Annotated in this window: 15 protein-coding genes and 1 pseudogene; 3 read left to right on the forward strand and 13 right to left on the reverse strand. The window is 60.4% G+C overall.

The window, feature by feature from the left end; all coding sequences use genetic code 11:
• Nucleotides 1-57: 57 nt before the first annotated feature.
• Both RGAI101_RS07125 and RGAI101_RS07130 read right to left on the reverse strand, forming a co-directional pair.
• Nucleotides 58-960 (reverse strand): DMT family transporter, encoded by a 903-nt coding sequence (locus RGAI101_RS07125; protein WP_008227130.1) that lies wholly within the window; start codon nt 958-960, stop codon nt 58-60.
• A 37-nt stretch (nt 961-997) separates the two neighbouring features.
• Complete coding sequence (locus RGAI101_RS07130; protein WP_008226950.1) at nt 998-1594, reverse strand: LysE/ArgO family amino acid transporter; 597 nt, start codon at nt 1592-1594, stop codon at nt 998-1000.
• Between the two features lie 194 nt (nt 1595-1788).
• On the opposite strand from RGAI101_RS07130, the gene RGAI101_RS07135 reads away from it, so the two are divergent.
• On the forward strand, nt 1789-2028 hold the full coding sequence (locus tag RGAI101_RS07135; protein WP_008229399.1) for a hypothetical protein: 240 nt from the start codon (nt 1789-1791) through the stop codon (nt 2026-2028).
• A gap of 91 nt (nt 2029-2119) precedes the next feature.
• Here RGAI101_RS07135 and RGAI101_RS07140 read toward each other — a convergent pair whose 3' ends face one another.
• Nucleotides 2120-2863 carry a YebC/PmpR family DNA-binding transcriptional regulator gene (locus RGAI101_RS07140; RefSeq protein WP_008225510.1) on the reverse strand — a complete coding sequence of 248 codons (744 nt, stop codon included), beginning with the start codon at nt 2861-2863 and terminating at the stop codon, nt 2120-2122.
• A gap of 198 nt (nt 2864-3061) precedes the next feature.
• Between RGAI101_RS07140 and RGAI101_RS07145 the strand changes: the two are divergent.
• Nucleotides 3062-4833 (forward strand): annotated as a pseudogene (locus tag RGAI101_RS07145) (SLC13 family permease).
• A 136-nt stretch (nt 4834-4969) separates the two neighbouring features.
• Here RGAI101_RS07145 and RGAI101_RS07150 read toward each other — a convergent pair.
• From RGAI101_RS07150 to mgtE, 6 genes are all read right to left on the reverse strand, one after another.
• A complete protein-coding gene (locus RGAI101_RS07150) occupies nt 4970-6742 on the reverse strand; it encodes an SLC13 family permease (RefSeq protein ID WP_008225110.1) in 1773 nt (590 codons plus the stop codon).
• 32 nt (nt 6743-6774) lie between these two features.
• The gene (locus RGAI101_RS07155) at nt 6775-7704 is read right to left on the reverse strand and encodes a DMT family transporter (RefSeq protein WP_008227913.1); all 930 of its coding nucleotides are present in this window, start codon (nt 7702-7704) and stop codon (nt 6775-6777) included.
• The gene (locus tag RGAI101_RS07160) at nt 7701-8513 is read right to left on the reverse strand and encodes a TIGR00282 family metallophosphoesterase (protein ID WP_008226203.1); all 813 of its coding nucleotides are present in this window, start codon (nt 8511-8513) and stop codon (nt 7701-7703) included. The genes RGAI101_RS07155 and RGAI101_RS07160 overlap by 4 nt, the downstream gene beginning before the upstream one ends.
• Before the next feature lie 85 nt (nt 8514-8598).
• Nucleotides 8599-9786, reverse strand: coding sequence for a hypothetical protein (locus tag RGAI101_RS07165; protein WP_008227695.1), 1188 nt, complete (start codon nt 9784-9786; stop codon nt 8599-8601).
• An 18-nt stretch (nt 9787-9804) separates the two neighbouring features.
• Entirely contained in the window at nt 9805-10368 is a 564-nt protein-coding gene (locus RGAI101_RS07170) for a 5-formyltetrahydrofolate cyclo-ligase (protein ID WP_008229404.1), read from the reverse strand.
• Complete coding sequence (gene mgtE / locus RGAI101_RS07175) at nt 10365-11768, reverse strand: magnesium transporter (RefSeq protein WP_037227640.1); 1404 nt, start codon at nt 11766-11768, stop codon at nt 10365-10367. Before mgtE ends, RGAI101_RS07170 begins: the two co-directional genes overlap by 4 nt.
• A 116-nt stretch (nt 11769-11884) precedes the next feature.
• On the opposite strand from mgtE, the gene guaD reads away from it, so the two are divergent.
• The gene (gene guaD, locus RGAI101_RS07180; RefSeq protein ID WP_008225051.1) at nt 11885-13177 is read left to right on the forward strand and encodes a guanine deaminase; all 1293 of its coding nucleotides are present in this window, start codon (nt 11885-11887) and stop codon (nt 13175-13177) included.
• Between the two features lie 151 nt (nt 13178-13328).
• Here guaD and RGAI101_RS07185 read toward each other — a convergent pair whose 3' ends face one another.
• The 4 genes from RGAI101_RS07185 to RGAI101_RS07200 are packed head-to-tail and all read right to left on the reverse strand — an operon-like array spanning nt 13329 to nt 16376.
• Entirely contained in the window at nt 13329-13754 is a 426-nt protein-coding gene (locus RGAI101_RS07185; protein WP_037227644.1) for a CAP domain-containing protein, read from the reverse strand.
• Between the two features lie 27 nt (nt 13755-13781).
• Nucleotides 13782-15140, reverse strand: coding sequence for an 8-oxoguanine deaminase (locus RGAI101_RS07190; protein WP_008226902.1), 1359 nt, complete (start codon nt 15138-15140; stop codon nt 13782-13784).
• A complete protein-coding gene (hisN, locus tag RGAI101_RS07195; RefSeq protein ID WP_008226645.1) occupies nt 15137-15943 on the reverse strand; it encodes a histidinol-phosphatase in 807 nt (268 codons plus the stop codon). Before hisN ends, RGAI101_RS07190 begins: the two co-directional genes overlap by 4 nt.
• A gap of 58 nt (nt 15944-16001) precedes the next feature.
• On the reverse strand, nt 16002-16376 hold the full coding sequence (locus RGAI101_RS07200) for a helix-turn-helix domain-containing protein (protein WP_037227647.1): 375 nt from the start codon (nt 16374-16376) through the stop codon (nt 16002-16004).
• Nucleotides 16377-17354: the final 978 nt, after the last annotated feature.

Below are 17354 nucleotides of genomic sequence, written 5' to 3' on the forward strand. Positions count from 1 at the left end.
GTAATTGAAGTCGCTGCCAGGCACTCTAATTTTATTGACTGGCAAGTCAATATAAAGCTAGAACTTGGTCGCCGGGCTTGGGGGCGTGATCTGCCGGTTCAACATCGCCTCGCGCCAGGTGATGAACGTGACCGATCCAAGGATCACGGTACCGCCGATGACCACCCAGATATCAATCGGTTCGACAAAGACCACAGCGCCCAGGATCGTCGCCCAGACCAGCTGCAGAAACGTCACCGGTTGCGTCACAGTCAACGGGGCCGCAGCAAAGGCAAGCGTCATGGTGTAATGCCCGGCAGTGGCGAAACAGGCGACAGCGGCAAGAATCCCGATCTCCTCCCAGGTGGGGGTGATCCAGACCGGCAGCGCAAAGGGCAGCAAGAACAGCGACACGAAGATCGACATCATCGCGACCACGACCGCCGGCTTGACCTCGTCCGTCAGCACCTTGGCCAGCAGATAGGCCCCGCCGAATACGACCGCTGCAATCAGCATCGCAAAATGCCCGTTGCTCAGCTCGCGAAATCCGGGGCGCAGGATGATCACGGCCCCCAGCAGCCCCAGAATGACGGCGATGATCCGCCGCAAGGCAAGGGTTTCCCCCAGAAACAACGCCGCACCGATGGTGACATAAATCGGGGCCATGTAATTCATCGCGGTCACTTCGGCGATGGAAATGCGGGTCATGGCGTAGAACCACAAGATCACGCCCAAGGCATGCAACCCCCCGCGAATGCTGAACAACGTCCACTGCCGACGGGTCAGATGGGCGGAGCGCAGCGACCCGATGGCGGGCAGCAGGAACACCAGCCCGAAGGAATAGCGGATCAGCGCCGCCTCGGCCGACGGCAGGCGCGGCCCCATGTGTTTCACAAGTGCGGTGACGCAGATGAACAAAAGTCCGGTCACGACCATCCAGAAGATGCCGATGACGGGACGATGAGGCAGGGCTGTTGTCATATCGCCAACATTTCCCAAAGCGACGGCAAGGACAAGATCACATCCACAAAAGTTTCAACGCAATCGCCCACATGGTCAGCGCGATCAACGCATCCAGAACCTGCCAGCTGCGGGGCCGCGCAAAAACCGGGCTCAGCATCCGCGCCCCGTAACCGAGGCCGAAAAAGAAAACAAAGCTCGACATGACAGCACCGACCCCAAAGGCCAGCCGGTTGTCATATTGCGCCGACACCGACCCCAGCAACACGACCGTGTCCAGATAGACATGCGGGTTCAGCCAGGTCAGCGCCAGCAAGGTCAGCAATGTGCGCCGCAAGCTCAGGGTGTTGTCCCCTTCCGCCTCGAGCGCTGCACCGCCGCGCCACGCTGACAGCGCGTTCTGTGCCCCGTACCAGATCAGGAACGCCGCACCGCCAAAGCGCATCACCACTTCGAACCATGGCACGGCCTCTGCCAGCGCGCCAAAGCCTGAAACCCCGGCCGCGATCAGCACCGCATCCGACAGCGCGCAGGTCAGACAAACCCAGAACACATGATGCCGCCGCAACCCCTGACGCAGTACAAAGGCGTTTTGCGCACCGATCGCCAAAATCAGGGTAAAGCCCAAGGCAAAGCCCGGAAAGAAAGAAAGCATATGAATGAAGCCCTTGGCAGCGTTGGCTTGGGAGTAGCAGCGAAACCTGACACACCCAAGCGCAACTTCTCACCGACGCAAAAAACGATTTATTTCAGCTCTTCGATGAAACAAATACGTGATCGGTCCCGTTGCTACTGGTGTAACGCGCTCAGGCTCCCTATGTGACGCTCACTCTACAAAGGAACGATGTCATGTTTGACGATAAACAGAAGCTGGAAATCAGCCAGGATGAACTCGCCTTGATCGAGGCAGCCTTGCACACACAGTCCAAAATCCTTGGCGTTCAAGCCAGTGCCGGCGGCGCAAAAGCCCTGACGCGCCTGAACGACATCAAACGGGTTCTGGCCAAGATTGCACAGCAAAAACCGGTCAAAACGCAAAAACAAAAGACCGGTGGCGTGTTTTTAAGCATGTCACGCATGTTCGGGTAACCTCCCTTACCCGCATGAAAGAAAAAACCGCCCCCTCATTAAGGTGGGCGGTTTTTTTATCTATGCCGAAATCACGTCCAGTCGAATGGCGTTACTCAAGCTGCTCCATGACCTCGTCCGAGGCCTCGAAGTTCGTGGTGACCCGCTGCACGTCGTCGTCGTCTTCCAGCGCGTCAATCAGCTTCATCAGCTTCTGCATGCTCTCCAGATCCATCTCGGTCGTGATGGACGGCTTCCAGACCAGCTTGGTGCTGTCGGATTCGCCCAACTCGGCCTCGAGGGCGGTGGCGACCTCGTTCAGATCGGTATCAAGGCACCAGATGACATGCCCGTCCTCTGACGATTCGACGTCTTCGGCCCCTGCTTCGATCGCGGCCATCATCACCGTATCTGCATCGCCCACCGACGCCGGATAGGTAATCTCGCCCTTGCGGTCGAACATGAACCCGACGCTGCCGGTTTCACCCAGATTGCCGCCGTTCTTGGTAAATGTGGACCGCACGACCGATGCGGTCCGGTTGCGGTTGTCAGTCATCGCCTCGACGATGACGGCAACGCCATTGGGCCCATAGCCCTCATAGCGGATTTCTTCGTAATCCTCACCGTCCCCCGCCTGCGATTTCTTGATCGCGCGGTCGATCACGTCTTTGGGCACGGAAACCGATTTCGCTTCCTTGACCGCCAGGCGCAACCGCGGGTTCTTGTCCGGATCGGGATCGCCCATCTTGGCCGCGACCGTGATCTCCTTCGACATCTTCGAGAACACCTTGGCGCGCAATTTGTCCTGCCGCCCCTTACGGTGCTGGATGTTTGCCCATTTTGAGTGGCCTGCCATGATAACCTCGTCTGCGAAAACCCTGTTTCGCCCTCTATAGGCCAGCCGTTGCGTGCAAACAAGACACCCTCACAGGCGAAATGCCTGCTTCTCTGGCTCGAAAATATCCTCGGGGGTTTGGGGGCAGACAGCCCCCATTCCGACTGCTAAGCCAAGAGCAAACGCCCATGACCGCACGCCACAAGGTAATCCCAGCTCATGACTCAAGATCAAATCATTCTCTTCACGCTCTTCGCGGCTGTCTTCGGCATGCTGCTTTGGGGCCGGTTCCGGTACGATCTGGTGGCCTTCTCGGCACTGATGATCGCGGTGGTCCTGGGGGTGGTGGACAGCAAAAGCGCCTTTGACGGCTTTGGCCACCCTGCCACGCTGGTGGTCGCCCTTGTGCTGGTGGTCTCGGCCGGGCTGGTGCGGTCCGGCGCGGTGCTGCTGATCACCCGCACCCTGGTCGATGCCTCGCGCAGTCTGGGCGCGCATATCACGCTGATGGGGATGATCGGGGGCGTGCTGTCGGCCTTCATGAACAATGTCGCCGCCCTTGCCCTGCTGATGCCCGTCGACATCCAGACCGCACGCAAGGCCGGGCGCAACCCCGGTCTCAGCCTGATGCCGCTCAGCTTTGCGACGATTCTGGGCGGCATGGTCACGCTGATCGGGACACCGCCCAACATCATCATCGCCTCGATCCGGCAGGAATCCCTTGGCGACCCTTCAGCATGTTCGATTTCGCCCCTGTCGGGGGCATCGCCGCGATTGCGGGTCTTGCTTTTGTCGCGCTTGTTGGCTGGCGGCTGATCCCGCCGCGCGATGATGCGGCCCTCAAGCCCGAAGACCTGTCACAGTATCTCGCGGAACTGACGGTCCCCAAAGACAGCCCGCTGATCGGCAAGCGGCTGGGCGAATTGCAGGAAACCGCCGACAAGTCCGACGTGGCAATCCTGGGTCTGGTACGCGATGGGGCACGGCTTTACGGCCAGTCGCGCAGTGTTGCACTGCGTGCGGGGGATGCTTTGGTGCTTGAGGCGCGACCGGATGCGCTGGATGAATTTCGCAGCACCTTGAACTTGCAGGTCGCCGACAAGGGCCGCGAAGACCTTTTGAACGCAAGCGGTGAAGGCGTCGAAATTATCGAGGTCGTGGTCCCCAATGATTCCCGCCTCATCGGGCGCTCGGCCCAGTCGATCGGGCTGTCATGGCGGCAAAGGACGGTGCTGCTGGGCATCTCGCGGCGCGGCAACCGGATCACCTCGCAGTTGCGCAAGACCGAAATCGAGACCGGCGATATTCTGTTGCTGCTGGTCCCGCGCGATACATCGGCCCATGTGGTCGAATGGCTGGGCGTCCTGCCTCTGGCCGACCGCGGCCTTGCGGTGACGGAAAACAGCAAGGTCTGGCTGGCCATCAGCCTGTTCGCCGGGGCCGTCACCGCAGCCAGCTTTGGCCTGATCTATCTGCCAATCGCCCTTGGGCTGGTCGTCGTGTGCTATGTTCTGGCCAAGATCATACCGCTGTCCGAACTTTACACCCATATCGAATGGCCCGTCGTCGTGCTGCTGGGATCAATGATTCCGCTGGGCGCAGCGCTCGAGACATCGGGCGGTACCGAATTGATCGCCGGCACCTTGGTCGGACTGACCGACGGGTGGCCTGCATGGATGGTGCTGACGGTGCTGATGGTGGTAACGATGACCTTGTCCGACGTTCTGAACAATACCGCCACGACCATCGTGGCCGCCCCGGTCGGCATACAGATGGCGCAGACCTTGGGCGTGTCGCCTGATCCGTTCCTGATGGCCGTGGCTGTTGCCGCGTCCAGCGCCTTTCTGACCCCGATCGGGCATAAGAACAACACGTTGATCCTGGGCCCGGGGGGCTATTCCTTTGGCGACTATTGGCGGATGGGACTGCCGCTCGAGATCATCGTCGTTGCGGTTTCGATTCCTGCGATCCTGGTGTTCTGGCCTTTGTGAATGGGTCTGAGGTGTGCCGTAGGGGCCAGCCCATCGGGCACGCTGGATACTGGAGCCAGCCCGAACCCCTCCAACAAGTGGGGGCCAGCCCCCACGCCCCCGGGATTTTGAACCATTTGGAAAAAAGGGCGTTGGCCTACCAGATCAGGGGGATTACGGCTGAGGCGAGCAGCGACATGCTGAGGTTCAGGGGAATGCCGATGCGCATGAAGTCGGTAAACCGGTAGCCGCCCGGCCCGTAGACCAACGTATTGGTCTGGTATCCAATCGGGGTCGCGAAGGCACAGGATGCCGCGATCATCACGGCGACCACCAGCGGGCGCGGGTCCATGCCAAGGGCGGATCCGAGGCTGATCGCGATGGGGGTCATGATGACGGCGACGGCATTGTTCGAAACGATCTCGGTCAGGACAGTGGTCAACAGAAAGACCGCGAAGATCACATAGAACGGCGACAACGTACCGAGGTAAGGCGAGATGTTGTCCACGATCAGGTTGATCGCGCCCGAATTTTGCAGGCCGGCACCGACCGCGAGCATCGAGAAGATCAGCGCCAGCAGTCTGCCATCTACGAAGCTGAAGGCTTCTTCGGCGTCGATGCAGCCGGTGACCAGCACGAGAGCGACGGCAAGGATGGCAAGCAGCAGGATCGGAGCCACGTTAAGCGCGGCAAGGACCACGATCCCCGTCAGCGCCGCGATGGCGATGGGGGCATGGCCCCGCCGGAACGCCCGCGCCGAAGGTTGCGAGACATCAACCATGTCCATGTCAGAGGCGAGACGCTGGATGTCGCCCATGGCCCCTTCCAGCAACAAGGTATCGCCGACCTTGACGATCAGATCATCCAGCTGACGCCCGATGTTCTGGTTCCGCCGGTGCACTGCCAGCGGATAGACCCCGTAGCGCCGGCGCAGGCGCAGCGCGCCAAGCGAGCGGCCCACCATCTTGCAGCCCGGTGTGATCAGTACTTCGACAGTTGACGTTTCGACCGCCGACACCTGATCGACGCGCTTGAGTTCCTTGTTGGCTTGCAGGCTGAGCAGTTCCGTCATCTGGGTCCGCAAGACCACGCGGTCACCGACCTGAAGCTGGACGGCTGCCAGATCGCGACGCAGGGACAGATCGCCGCGCACCACGTCGATCAGCCGCACGCCTTCGCGTTTGAAAAGTTGCACATCCAATACGTCGCGGCCGATCAGGTTGGATTCCGGGGGAATGACTGCCTCGGTGAAAAACTTCATCTTTGATCGGTCAGACAACATGTTGGCCATGCTGTCGCGGGCCGGCAAAAGCCTGGGCGCGAAAAGCGCCATGTAGATCAGGCCCCAGGCGCAGACCACAAGACCGATGGGCAGAATCTCGAAGATCCCGAACGGTTCAAGGCCCTGACTGCGCGCCACACCATCCACCAACAGGTTGGTCGAGGTCCCGATCAGCGTCAGGGACCCGCCCATGATCGCCGCATAGCTGAGCGGGATCAGCAGCTTGGACGCCTTGGTGCCCAAGCTCTGGCTTAGTTGCACGACGACGGGGATCATCACCACCACCACTGGCGTGTTGTTCATGATCGCCGAGGCCGCCATGACCGCGACGATCACGCCCACCACTGCCGTTTTTGGGTGCGTTTTCGCATAGCGTTCCGCAAGCCGCGTCAGCACGTCCAGGGCACCGGTCCGCACCAGCGCCCCCATCACGATGAACATGGCCGCGATCGTCCAGGGGGCTGCGTTTTGCAACACGGCCTGCGCGTCTTCGTAAGGCAGAATGCCCAGCACCAGCATGACGGCCGCCCCCGTCAGCGCCACAACTTCGGTTGGAAGAGATTCGCGCAGGAACATGATGAACATGATCACGACGATCGTCAGCGCCAGAACAGCTGAGGTGCTTTGCGACAGGTCGAAAGGGTCCATTCGGGGTATATCCAGCCTATCCGAGAATTAAATCAGCGATCAGTGTCGCCGATTGCCGCTACTTGGGCAAGCGCCGCTTTGGGGCGAGGCTGCACCAGATACAATCCGGCGAACATCATCGCGAGGGCCAGCCAAAGGGTCGGCGCGTAGGTTTCCGACAGGATGATCTTGGCCCAGATCAACCCGAATCCCGTCACCAGATAACTGACCTGCACGGCAAAAACCGACCCCGCCTTTCCGACCAGCCACATGTAGCCTGCATAGACCAGCACATGGACGACGGATGACACGACCAGTGCCCATTGCGGGCCGTCCAGAGGCGGTGTCGGATCGATGAATTGTCCGGTCATCAGGGTCAGCGGCAGCAACAGGAGCGCGCCGATGATCGACGCGCCTTGCAGCACCTGAAACGCATCCAGATCAAGGGTGCCCCATTTGGCGACGATATTGCCTTCGAAAGCATAGCACAGGCCCGCGATCAGACCGATGCAGATCCAGAAGACCGGCAGGTCCATCGACATATCCGTTCCCGGTGCCACCAGAAGGATCACCCCCAGAAGGCCGCAGGCCAGCCCGCCAAGGCGGCGAAAGCTGAAATGGTCCTGCCCCATCGCCAGGGCCACCGGAAAGGCAAACATCGGCACAAGGCTAAGCAGCAGCGACAACACGCCAGACGGCAGCCAGACCGCCGCCTGATACGAGGCAGAGTTCGGCAGCACCGTTCCGATCATCGCGAGAATAAGATAGAGCCGCAGATAGCGTGGACCGAAAGGCAGGCGTTTGCCACGAGCGGCGTTGATCGCCGTCATGAACACCGCGCCGATCACCATTTGCCAGAACACCAGCCCGAAATGCTGGTAGCCTGTGCTGACCGCGATCTTGGTCAATGGCTGGGTAAAGCCCCACCCGGCCCCAAGCACCGCCAGAAATGCGGTGTAAAGGACAGTCTGCCGACCGGTCACGGCGCGCTTTGTTGCAGCTTCCCGCCCTGACGCACGGGCACGATGCGGGTGGCCTTGCCGGTACGGTCATCGGTTTCGATATAGACCCCTGACAATGTTGCTTCGTCGTTGGCGGGGGTAAAGCGGTCCTTGGGCATGCCGGTGATGAAGCGGCGCATGGGTTCGGTCTTTTCCATCCCGATGACGGAATGATAATCGCCGCACATGCCCGCATCGGTCAGATAGGCCGTGCCGCCCGGCAGGATCATCGCGTCGGATGTCGGCACATGGGTGTGGGTGCCCACGACAAGGCTGGCACGCCCGTCGCACCAATGGCCCATCGCCATCTTTTCGGAGGTCGCTTCGCAATGCATGTCGACGATCACCGCAGATGCCAGCCCGCCAAGGGGGTGGGTTTTCAGCACGGGTTCCAGCGCGGAAAACGGATCGTCGAAGGGGCGTTTCATGAACACCTGCCCTAGGGCCTGAACCACCAGCACCTTGCGCCCGTTTTGCGCGGTGAACAGGCGCGCGCCCCGGCCCGGTGCGTTTTTCGAAAAGTTCAGCGGCCGGATGATGCGCTGTTCCTGTTCGATAAAGCTCAGCATGTCCTTTTGGTCAAAGGAGTGATCGCCAAGGGTCAGGCAATCGGCCCCGGCCTCAAACAGCGTCTTGGCGTGGGTGCCGGACAGCCCCATCCCCGAGGTTGCGTTTTCGCCGTTCACCACGATGAAATCCAGCTTCCAGTCCTTGCGCAGACGGGGCAGGTTTTCGCTGATCGCGCGGCGGCCGGAGCGGCCCATGACATCGCCAAGAAAGAGTATTTTCATGGGGCAAGCGTTAGGCTGTGATGGCCCCGAGGGCAAGAGCAACCCTGACGGTATTTTCGCACCGCCCCGCAGAAAGCCGCTGTTTCTAGCCTTCGACCGCGTGGCCGAACACTGCGATCGCTGCGCCCAGAAAGGCAAGCGCGCCAAAGCCGATGCTGCGGTTCTGCGCGCCGTTTTTCGCGGCACCAAGGGACGCGATCACCGCCTGCAGCGCATAGTAGAATGCAAAGGCCCGCGAGGCATAACTGATAATCTGGAACACATCCGCCGCCCATGTCAGCACCAGCCCGATCACTGTCAGCAGCAGATATCCCGTGCGCACGGAAATACGCCTTGCCGACAGCTCTGACATCAGCCCGCCCGACCCGCTGGTGTCGGCCACCGCCGCGCTGAACTGCGCGGCCAGCGCAGCACCGACCAGCAGCAGCGGCAAGATCGGGGCGACGTCGGCCATCATGTCGATGATCGCCGTTTCGCTGAAATGCAGTTCTTCGCGCCGGAACACATAGGCCAGCAGCACGATGTAGACCATGTAGATCAGCGTCGACAGCCATTGCGCCCACTTCATCGACCGGACCCGCGTCCGCGTATCGTAACTTGCCCCCAGATAGCGCGAGGTCTCGAAGCCCTGCACCGTGACGATAAGGCCAAAAGCCAGCGTCACCGCCGCCCAACCGGACATCTCCATCGGGATCATGACCAGCGCGCCGGTTTGGACCTTGCCCCAGAAGAATGCCGCCAGGGCCACCAGCAGGCCCGCGATGATCGCCAGCTTGATCGTGACGCTGACATACTCCAACCGCTCAAGCGACGCAAAGCCGCGCGTCCAGCCGACGGTCAGGATCAGCAGATAGACGGCACTGGTCAGCAGCTTGGCCCCAAGCGCGCCATCAAAGGGGGTCAGGCTGACGCCAAAGGCCCCGAACAGGTTCAGGTAATAGGCGACAGACACGATATAGGCAAAACTCAGCGCCCAGGATGACGCAGCCTCGAGCCCTTTGGGCATCGCATCGCCCGCCTCGATCTGGCGCATATTGTGGCGGATTGCGGCCCCGAAGAGATAGGCGATGCCACACAGGACCGCCATGACCACCGGGGCCAGCCATCCGTAATGCGCCATCAGGATCGGCCCCAGCACCAGAAACCCGCTGCCGATGATCGACGCCAACGGTGTCGTCATCGCCGCCCATGTCACGCTGCGCCGCACCGGCCGCGACCACAGCGCGACCGCCGCCAGTGCCACCGTGCCAAGGATCGCGAGCGCCAATATCATGGGATAAGCGCCATCGGGTCAGCGGCTGATATCAATGACGCCGGCCTCGGTCACGATCATGTCCAGCGGTTGATCCGTCGGCTCAACCGGCAAGGCGTCGACCTCTTGCCCCGCAAAGGCAAAACCGATGGCCAGCGTGGCACGCCGCCCGCGCAACTGTTCCAGCGTGCGGTCGTAAAATCCGCCGCCATACCCCAGCCGGTCGCCCCGCCGCGTGAAGGCCAGCAAGGGGACGATCACGATCTCGGGGTCGAAAAAATCCATCACCTCAGGGATTCTTGCCCCAAAGGCACCGTCGATCATCGCGCCATCCGGCGTCCAGCGTGAAAAGCGCAACGGTTGCTGCGCGCCGATGATCACGGGCACCCCCACGGGACCATGGGCCGAGGCCTCGGCCATGGCAGGGCGTGGGTCGATTTCGGTTCTGATCGGCATGAACCCAGACAGGGACACACCGCGATAGCCTGCCAGCACCTCGCTTAGATAGCCGGCCTGCGCGTCATTGGCAGACGCGAACAGCGGTTTGCGCCGGGCAAAACCTGCCTTGCGGGCGGCATCCTTGATCGCAGCCAGATCGGTCACAGCAGCACGGCGGCGGCAAGGCCGAGAAAGGCGAAAAAGCCCACCACATCGGTAACCGTCGTCACAAACGCGCCCGAGGCCAGCGCCGGATCGACGCCGACCCGTTCCAGAACAATCGGTATCCCCGTGCCGGCCAGCCCCGCCACGACCATGTTGATCACCATCGCCGATGCAATCACATATCCCAACGCGGGCGATCCGAACCAGACAAGGCCGACCACCCCCATGACGACGGCAAAGATCACGCCATTGATCAGGCCGACCAGACATTCACGCCGGATCACCCGCCAGACGTTCGATCCGGTAAGGTCACGTGTCGCAATGGCGCGCACGGCCACCGTCAGGCTTTGGGTGCCCGCATTGCCCCCCATGGATGCGACAATCGGCATCAAAACGGCCAGCGCCACGATCTGGGCGATCGCGACCTCGAACTGGGAAATCACCATGGATGCCGCAATCGCGGTCACCAGGTTGACCGCCAACCACGGCAGGCGCTGCTTTGTCGTTTCGATCACGCGATCCGACAGCGACCCTTCACCGACACCCGCCAGACGCAGGATGTCTTCTTCGTGTTCTTCGTCCAGAACGGCCATCGCGTCATCAATCGTAATGACCCCGATCAACCGTCCTTCGTCATCGACGACGGGGGCTGAAATCAAATGGTACTGGTTGAACGCATAGGCCACATCGCTTTCAGGCTGGGTCGCGGGGATCACCTGAAACGTGTCCTCAAGAATATCGTGCAGCGGCGTCGTCCGCTTCGACCGCATCAGCTTGCCCAACGTTACATTGCCCACCGGATGCAGACGCGGATCGACCATTACCACGTGATAGAACTGATCGGGCAAATCATCCTCGGGGGTCTTGCGCAGATAATCGATCGCCTCGCCCACCGTCCAGTGTTCGGGGGCCATCACGACCTCGCGCTGCATCAGACGGCCGGCGGAATATTCCGGATAGGCCATCGCCTGCTCGACCGCGGCGCGGTCCACGTCTTCGAGCGCACCCAAAATCGCTTCGGCCTGCGCATCCTCGAGGTCTTCGATCAGGTCGACGACATCGTCGCTGTCCATGTCGCGCACCGCGTCGGACAAGACCTGAGGCGTGAGGATGCCAATGACTTCCTCACGGATGGATTCATCCAGTTCCGACAGGATTTCACCGTCAAATTCGCGGTCATACAGCCGGATCAGCTTGGTACGTTCAAAACTGCTGATCTGCTCGAGAAGGTCGGCGATGTCGGCCGGGTGCAGCGGCTCCATCAGCTCGGTCAGCTTGGCGGCATCGTCAATCTCGACCGCATAAAGGATCGAGGCAACAGCCTTCGGATTCAACCTGTAGGCTTCGGAATCGTCCGCTGTTTCAACGGGGGGATCAAGTTCTTGAAGTTCGTCAGCCATGTCACACCCCTTTTCCTGTGACGCAGACAATAGGGGGGCCAGCAAGCGGATACAATGGTGCCCAAAGGGACGATTGGGCGATTGTCCCTGCCCCGGCCAGGCCCTAGAATGGGCCCATGACACATCAATCACTTCTTCTGGGCCAGACCCTGCATTTTTCCGGCAACCCGCTTACCGACAGCTGGGATGAAACCGTCCATATCGACAGCGCAGGCGGCGTTCTGATCGAAGGCGGTCATATTGCGGCGACAGGGCCGGCAGCGAAATTGCGCGCCGCCCACCCGCACGCACAGGTGACCGATTATGGCGATGCGCTGATCTGTCCGGGATTTGTGGATGCCCATGTGCACTATCCCCAAACCGCCATGATCGCGAGCTGGGGAAAACGATTGATCGACTGGCTGAACCTCTACACCTTTCCAGAAGAAATGCGCCTGTCAGATCCAGCCTATGCTGCCAAGATCGCCGGCCGCTATCTGGATCTGACGCTGGATCACGGGACCACGACGGTCTGTTCCTACGCGACCATCGCCCCCCATAGCGTCGATGCAATCTTTGAAGCCGCCAGCACCCGCGGCCAGCGGATCGTGACCGGCAAGACCTGCATGGACCGCAATGCACCGGACGGGCTGCTGGACACGGCGCAGACGGGCTATGACGACAGCAAGGCGCTGATCGACCGTTGGCACGGCAAGGGACGCGCCAGCTATGCGATCACACCGCGCTTCACGCCCACCTCAAGCGCGGATCAACTGGCGGCTCTCGGCGCGCTTTGGGCCGAACGCACCGACTGCCTGATGCAGACGCACCTAAGCGAACAGGTGGATGAAATCGCATGGGTCCGCGATCTGGTCCCCCACGCCCGCGACTATCTGGATACCTACGAGGAACATGGCCTCATCGGTCCGCGCGCCGTCTTCGGCCACGCCATCCACATGACACCCCGCGAAATCGATCGCTTGTCGGAAACCGGTGCTGCCGTGGTCCACTGCCCGACCTCGAACACCTTCATCGGCTCGGGCCTGTTCGATATGGCAGGTCTCGCCGCGCGCCACATCCCCATCGGCCTTGCGACAGATACCGGCGGAGGCTCTTCTTTCTCGATGCTGCGCACCATGGCTGCCGCCTACGAGATCGGGCAATTGCGCGGCACGCCGCTGCATGCCGCACAGCTGATGTGGCTCGCCACCGCAGGCTCCGCGCGCAGCCTGCACCTGCAGGACAAGGTCGGCACGCTCAGCGCTGGCCTCGAGGCTGACATCACGGTCCTCGACCTCGCATCGACTCCCGCCATTGCCCAACGCGCCACGACGGCGAACGACATCTGGGACAATGTTTTTGCCACCATCATGATGGGCGACGACCGCGCAATCACAGACGTCTGGGTCAACGGTCAAAAGCGCGCCTGATCCGGCTTCATTTTGCCAGATAAACTCCCCGCGGAGCGTCCCTGCCCCTCAACGGGCAGCTGCGCTCAAAGCAGCAGGCTCACGCCCGGCCAAGCACCAAGAATAAAATGCGGCGCAGCCGCTCCGCCTGGCGGATCAACAAGCACGCTGATCAACAAGGGGCTGCCAGGACCATTGCCCAGATCCGGTCCGGACCCTCCACCAGACCTAAGGCGCGGGCTTTCTTGTGAATCAGGTTCGCATAATGACCCGGCGACGTGGCCCAGGCTTGCATCACTTGGTTCAGGTCACGCTGCCCCTTGGCAAGGTTTTCTGCAACAAAGCACCATTTAAAGCCCTGTTTTTTCACCCTGTCCCCGACGCTTGACCCATTGCGACCCTCATGGGCGAAATAACCATGCTTGGCCATATCCAGCGCATGCGCCTGCGCTGCGGCCTCAAGCTTGGCTGAATAGACCACCGGGGCCACGCCTTTGGACGCGCGCAGATCATTCAGCGCTCTCATCGCCTCAGGATTGGCAAATCCAGGTCCCCCAAAAGACACCATCACCGCAACACATAGGCACAAGCGCTTCATATCTGATCCCTCAAGACCTGTTCTTCCTCAAGCCCGGTTATCTCTCAATCCACGCGCCATCTGGTTCTGTCTGCTGATTTGCGCCGGTAAATCAATGGTTTTCAACGCGCCGTCAGAGACCACAACACGGCCTTCGACGACCAGATCGCGCACCGTCGTGGGGCCAGCAAGCAGCAGTGCCGCCGGATCCCAACTGCCAGCCGCCTCAATCCCGCTGACATCCCAGATGGCGATATCGGCACGCGCACCGACCGCGATGCGTCCGCATTCGGGCCGACCCAGAATATCCGCGCCGCCCCGCGTGGCAATCTCGAGCGCTTCGCGTGCGCTCATTGCGTCGGCCCCGCGCGCGACGCGCTGCAACAGCATCGCCTGGCGTGCCTCGGCCACCAGATTGCCGGCATCATTGCTGGCCGATCCGTCTACCCCCAAGCCCACCGGCACGCCTGCGTCCCGCATGGCGCGTATTGGCGCAATTCCGGATCCTAGGCGGCAGTTCGAACAGGGGCAATGCGCCACACCGGTACGGGTGCGGGCAAACAGGTCGATTTCGCTGGCGTCCAGTTTTACGCAATGGGCGTGCCAGACATCGGGGCCGACCCAGCCCAGGTCCTGGGCATATTGGCCCGGACGGCAGCCGAATTTCTCGAGGGAATAGGCGATATCTTCATCATTCTCGGCCAGATGCGTGTGCAGCATGACCCCTTTGTCGCGGGCCAGCAGGGCCGCATCGCGCATCAGATCGCGGCTGACCGAAAATGGTGAACACGGCGCAATTGCAACCCGGCACATAGATGCCGGAGACGCGTCGTGGAAGGCGTCGATCACGCGGATGCAGTCGTTCAGGATCGCGGCCTCGTCCTCGACCAGCGTATCGGGCGGCAGACCGCCGTCGCTTTCCCCGATGCTCATCGCGCCGCGTGTCGGCTGGAACCGCAGGCCGATTTCGGCAGCGGCATGAATGGTATCCTCAAGCCGCGATCCGTTGGGGTAGAGATACAGGTGATCAGAGCTTAGCGTGCAGCCCGACAGCGCCAGTTCAGCCAGCCCGATCTGCGCCGAGGTGAACATGTGATCCGGTGTGAACCGCGCCCAGATCGGATAAAGCGTCTTGAGCCAGCCAAACAACAACGCATCCTGCCCGCCGGGCACGGCGCGGGTCAGCGTTTGGTACAAATGGTGGTGGGTGTTCACAAGGCCGGGCGTCACGACACAGCCGCGCGCGTCGATAACCGTATCAACCTCCTGCCCGTCTTCCGTTGCCAGCCCGTGACCAACGGCGATAATGGCACCATCGCGCATCAGAACATCCGCACCGGCCAGTTCGCGCCGGTCGTCATCCATCGTCAGAACGTGATCCGCCCCCCGGATCAGCAGCGTTGTCATGGTGCGCAGGTCCTGAGGATTTCCAACGCCTGCGCATGAATCTCGGCATTCGCCGCCGCAACAGCACGGCCACCCTGATGGGCCGGCCCGCCCTGCCAGTCGGTCACGATGCCACCCGCGGCCTGCACGACCGCGATGGGTGCCTGAATATCATAAGCCTGCAGCCCCGCTTCGATCACCAGATCAACCTGTCCCGCTGCGACCAGGGCATAGGCGTAGCAATCCATGCCGTAGCGGGTCAAGCGCGCCCTGCGGGAGACTTCGGCAAAGGCAGCCCCTTCCGCAGCAGAACCGACTTCGGGGAATGTGGTGAAAACGGTCGCCTCCGAGATATCGCGCGCCGTGCGTGTTTTCAGCGGATGGGTGCCGCTGCCGCCTGTCATTGATGCGTCAGATGATGTGCCGATGAAACGCTCGCCGATATAAGGCTGGTCGATGATACCGAAAAAGGGGCCTTTGTCATCGCCAAGCGCGATCAGCACGCCCCAAGTCGGGGTGCCCGACACAAAGCCCCGCGTGCCATCAATCGGGTCCAGCACCCAGGTCAGCCCCGATGTACCGGATTCTGCACCATACTCCTCGCCCAGTATCGCGTCATGCGGGCGCTCTTTGCTCAGGATTTCACGCATCACACGTTCGGCGGCACGGTCTGCTTCGGTGACGGGGTCATACCCTTCTGCCAGTTTGTTGTCCGTCGCCAAGGCGGCAGTCCGGAAATGCGGCAGGGTGGCGCGACGCGCGGCATCTGCAAGCAGATGGCCGACACGCAGCACATCGGGATTATCGTGAGGATGCTGTTTCATAAGCCTTGGCCTGCCATCATCGGAAAGCCTTTGCAAGATAGGACGAAACGACCCGGCCTTAGGCCACGTCGCTCAGCACGCGCGCGAGTTCGAACAGACGGCGGCGTTGGTTTTCCGGAATTGCGTAATACGACCGCACCAGGTCCATCGCTTCCTTGTCGCCGATCAGATCCGCTGGAATGTTGTCGGGCACATCCTGGTTCTTGGTTTGCTCGGAATCCATTCCTTCGAAGAAATATGCGACACTCACGTTCAGGGCGTCTGCGATATCCCAAAGACGCGATGCGCTGACGCGGTTGGCCCCCGTTTCGTATTTCTGGATCTGTTGAAATTTGATACCGACAAGTTCAGCCAGTTTTTGCTGCGTCACACCTGCCAGCCAACGGCGTTGGCGAATTCGCTTTCCTACGTGGATGTCGACTTTGTGGGGCATCGGTATTTTCTTTCTAAATATTGAACGCTTACATGCATTCGGATCGTTACGTGACAAGGGGACTGTGGCAGATACACCAAGCTCTAACTTGGGCAGTAGCTTACAATTATATCATTCTTACGCAAACTAAATGAACATGAACGTTCGTCCAAATACCCTGACATTCGCGTCTTCTCCCCAGAAACACGGAATATTTGAGTAGTGTTACCATAAATCTCCTTATCCGTGTACTCAACTTAGCGCTGAAATCCCTCAGGTCCAAATAACTTCTGGGACTTTCCCCTGAAAAGTTTTCCGCACCCCCTTCTGGTTGTGATTTGATTTGAGAATTCATCCTCGGGGATCGCTGATAAAGCTTTTGTTAACAGACGATTAAGTTGACGGGGAATTACTGGAGGATTTCAACAATATAAATTGCAAAAATTCGCCTATAAGTGGCATTAAGCCAGAATTCTATTCGAAAATTACGAAAATCAGCTTGAGAATTTCAGCCTTGGCGCTTTGTTTGGGGAATCGCAGAGGGCTCCCCTCCACGATTCTGCACAGCTGACAGAGCCAGTTCTGGCGACGCTTGCGAGGCCCCTTGGCGGTCCTCAGCCCCGACGCTCTGCACGTTCAGCTTCAACCTATGCATGTACTTGAGGTCAAAAGCCCGCGAAGCCGCCCTGGGCCCGAAGATGGCTGTCTGACGAACGAAAAGAGCGACTGAAACTAGTGCGATGCAGCAGTTCTGGCGACACCGGTCCTGAGAGAACAGTATTGGCCGAAGAGTCTCTGCCCAAGTGACCCGGTCCAATCGCAATGAATTGTGAACGGGCGAGACCAATATGGACTGAAAAATATTCGACTGCCCGCCCCTGCACAAAACCAGTCAAAACAACCAAATGCCACGCAATTGGATCAGGTTTGGGCAAAGCCGGACGATTTATCGAAAGCTACTCTTTTTATCATCCTAAAACTCTTGAAAAACCAAGCGTC

It is taken from the genome of Roseobacter sp. GAI101 (genome assembly GCF_000156335.1).
Classification (GTDB): Bacteria; Pseudomonadota; Alphaproteobacteria; order Rhodobacterales; family Rhodobacteraceae; genus Sulfitobacter.

Excerpts from the sequence above, each read along its gene's own strand:
- RGAI101_RS07125 (WP_008227130.1), bottom strand. The coding sequence starts at position 960 with ATGACAACAGCCCTGCCTCATCGTCCCGTCATCGGCATCTTCTGGATG.
- RGAI101_RS07130 (WP_008226950.1), bottom strand. The coding sequence starts at position 1,594 with ATGCTTTCTTTCTTTCCGGGCTTTGCCTTGGGCTTTACCCTGATTTTG.
- RGAI101_RS07135 (WP_008229399.1), top strand. The coding sequence starts at position 1,789 with ATGTTTGACGATAAACAGAAGCTGGAAATCAGCCAGGATGAACTCGCC.
- RGAI101_RS07140 (WP_008225510.1), bottom strand. The coding sequence starts at position 2,863 with ATGGCAGGCCACTCAAAATGGGCAAACATCCAGCACCGTAAGGGGCGG.
- RGAI101_RS07150 (WP_008225110.1), bottom strand. The coding sequence starts at position 6,742 with ATGGACCCTTTCGACCTGTCGCAAAGCACCTCAGCTGTTCTGGCGCTG.
- RGAI101_RS07160 (WP_008226203.1), bottom strand. The coding sequence starts at position 8,513 with ATGAAAATACTCTTTCTTGGCGATGTCATGGGCCGCTCCGGCCGCCGC.
- RGAI101_RS07165 (WP_008227695.1), bottom strand. The coding sequence starts at position 9,786 with ATGATATTGGCGCTCGCGATCCTTGGCACGGTGGCACTGGCGGCGGTC.
- mgtE (WP_037227640.1), bottom strand. The coding sequence starts at position 11,768 with ATGGCTGACGAACTTCAAGAACTTGATCCCCCCGTTGAAACAGCGGAC.
- guaD (WP_008225051.1), top strand. The coding sequence starts at position 11,885 with ATGACACATCAATCACTTCTTCTGGGCCAGACCCTGCATTTTTCCGGC.
- RGAI101_RS07185 (WP_037227644.1), bottom strand. The coding sequence starts at position 13,754 with ATGAAGCGCTTGTGCCTATGTGTTGCGGTGATGGTGTCTTTTGGGGGA.
- RGAI101_RS07190 (WP_008226902.1), bottom strand. The coding sequence starts at position 15,140 with ATGACAACGCTGCTGATCCGGGGGGCGGATCACGTTCTGACGATGGAT.
- hisN (WP_008226645.1), bottom strand. The coding sequence starts at position 15,943 with ATGAAACAGCATCCTCACGATAATCCCGATGTGCTGCGTGTCGGCCAT.
- RGAI101_RS07200 (WP_037227647.1), bottom strand. The coding sequence starts at position 16,376 with ATGCCCCACAAAGTCGACATCCACGTAGGAAAGCGAATTCGCCAACGC.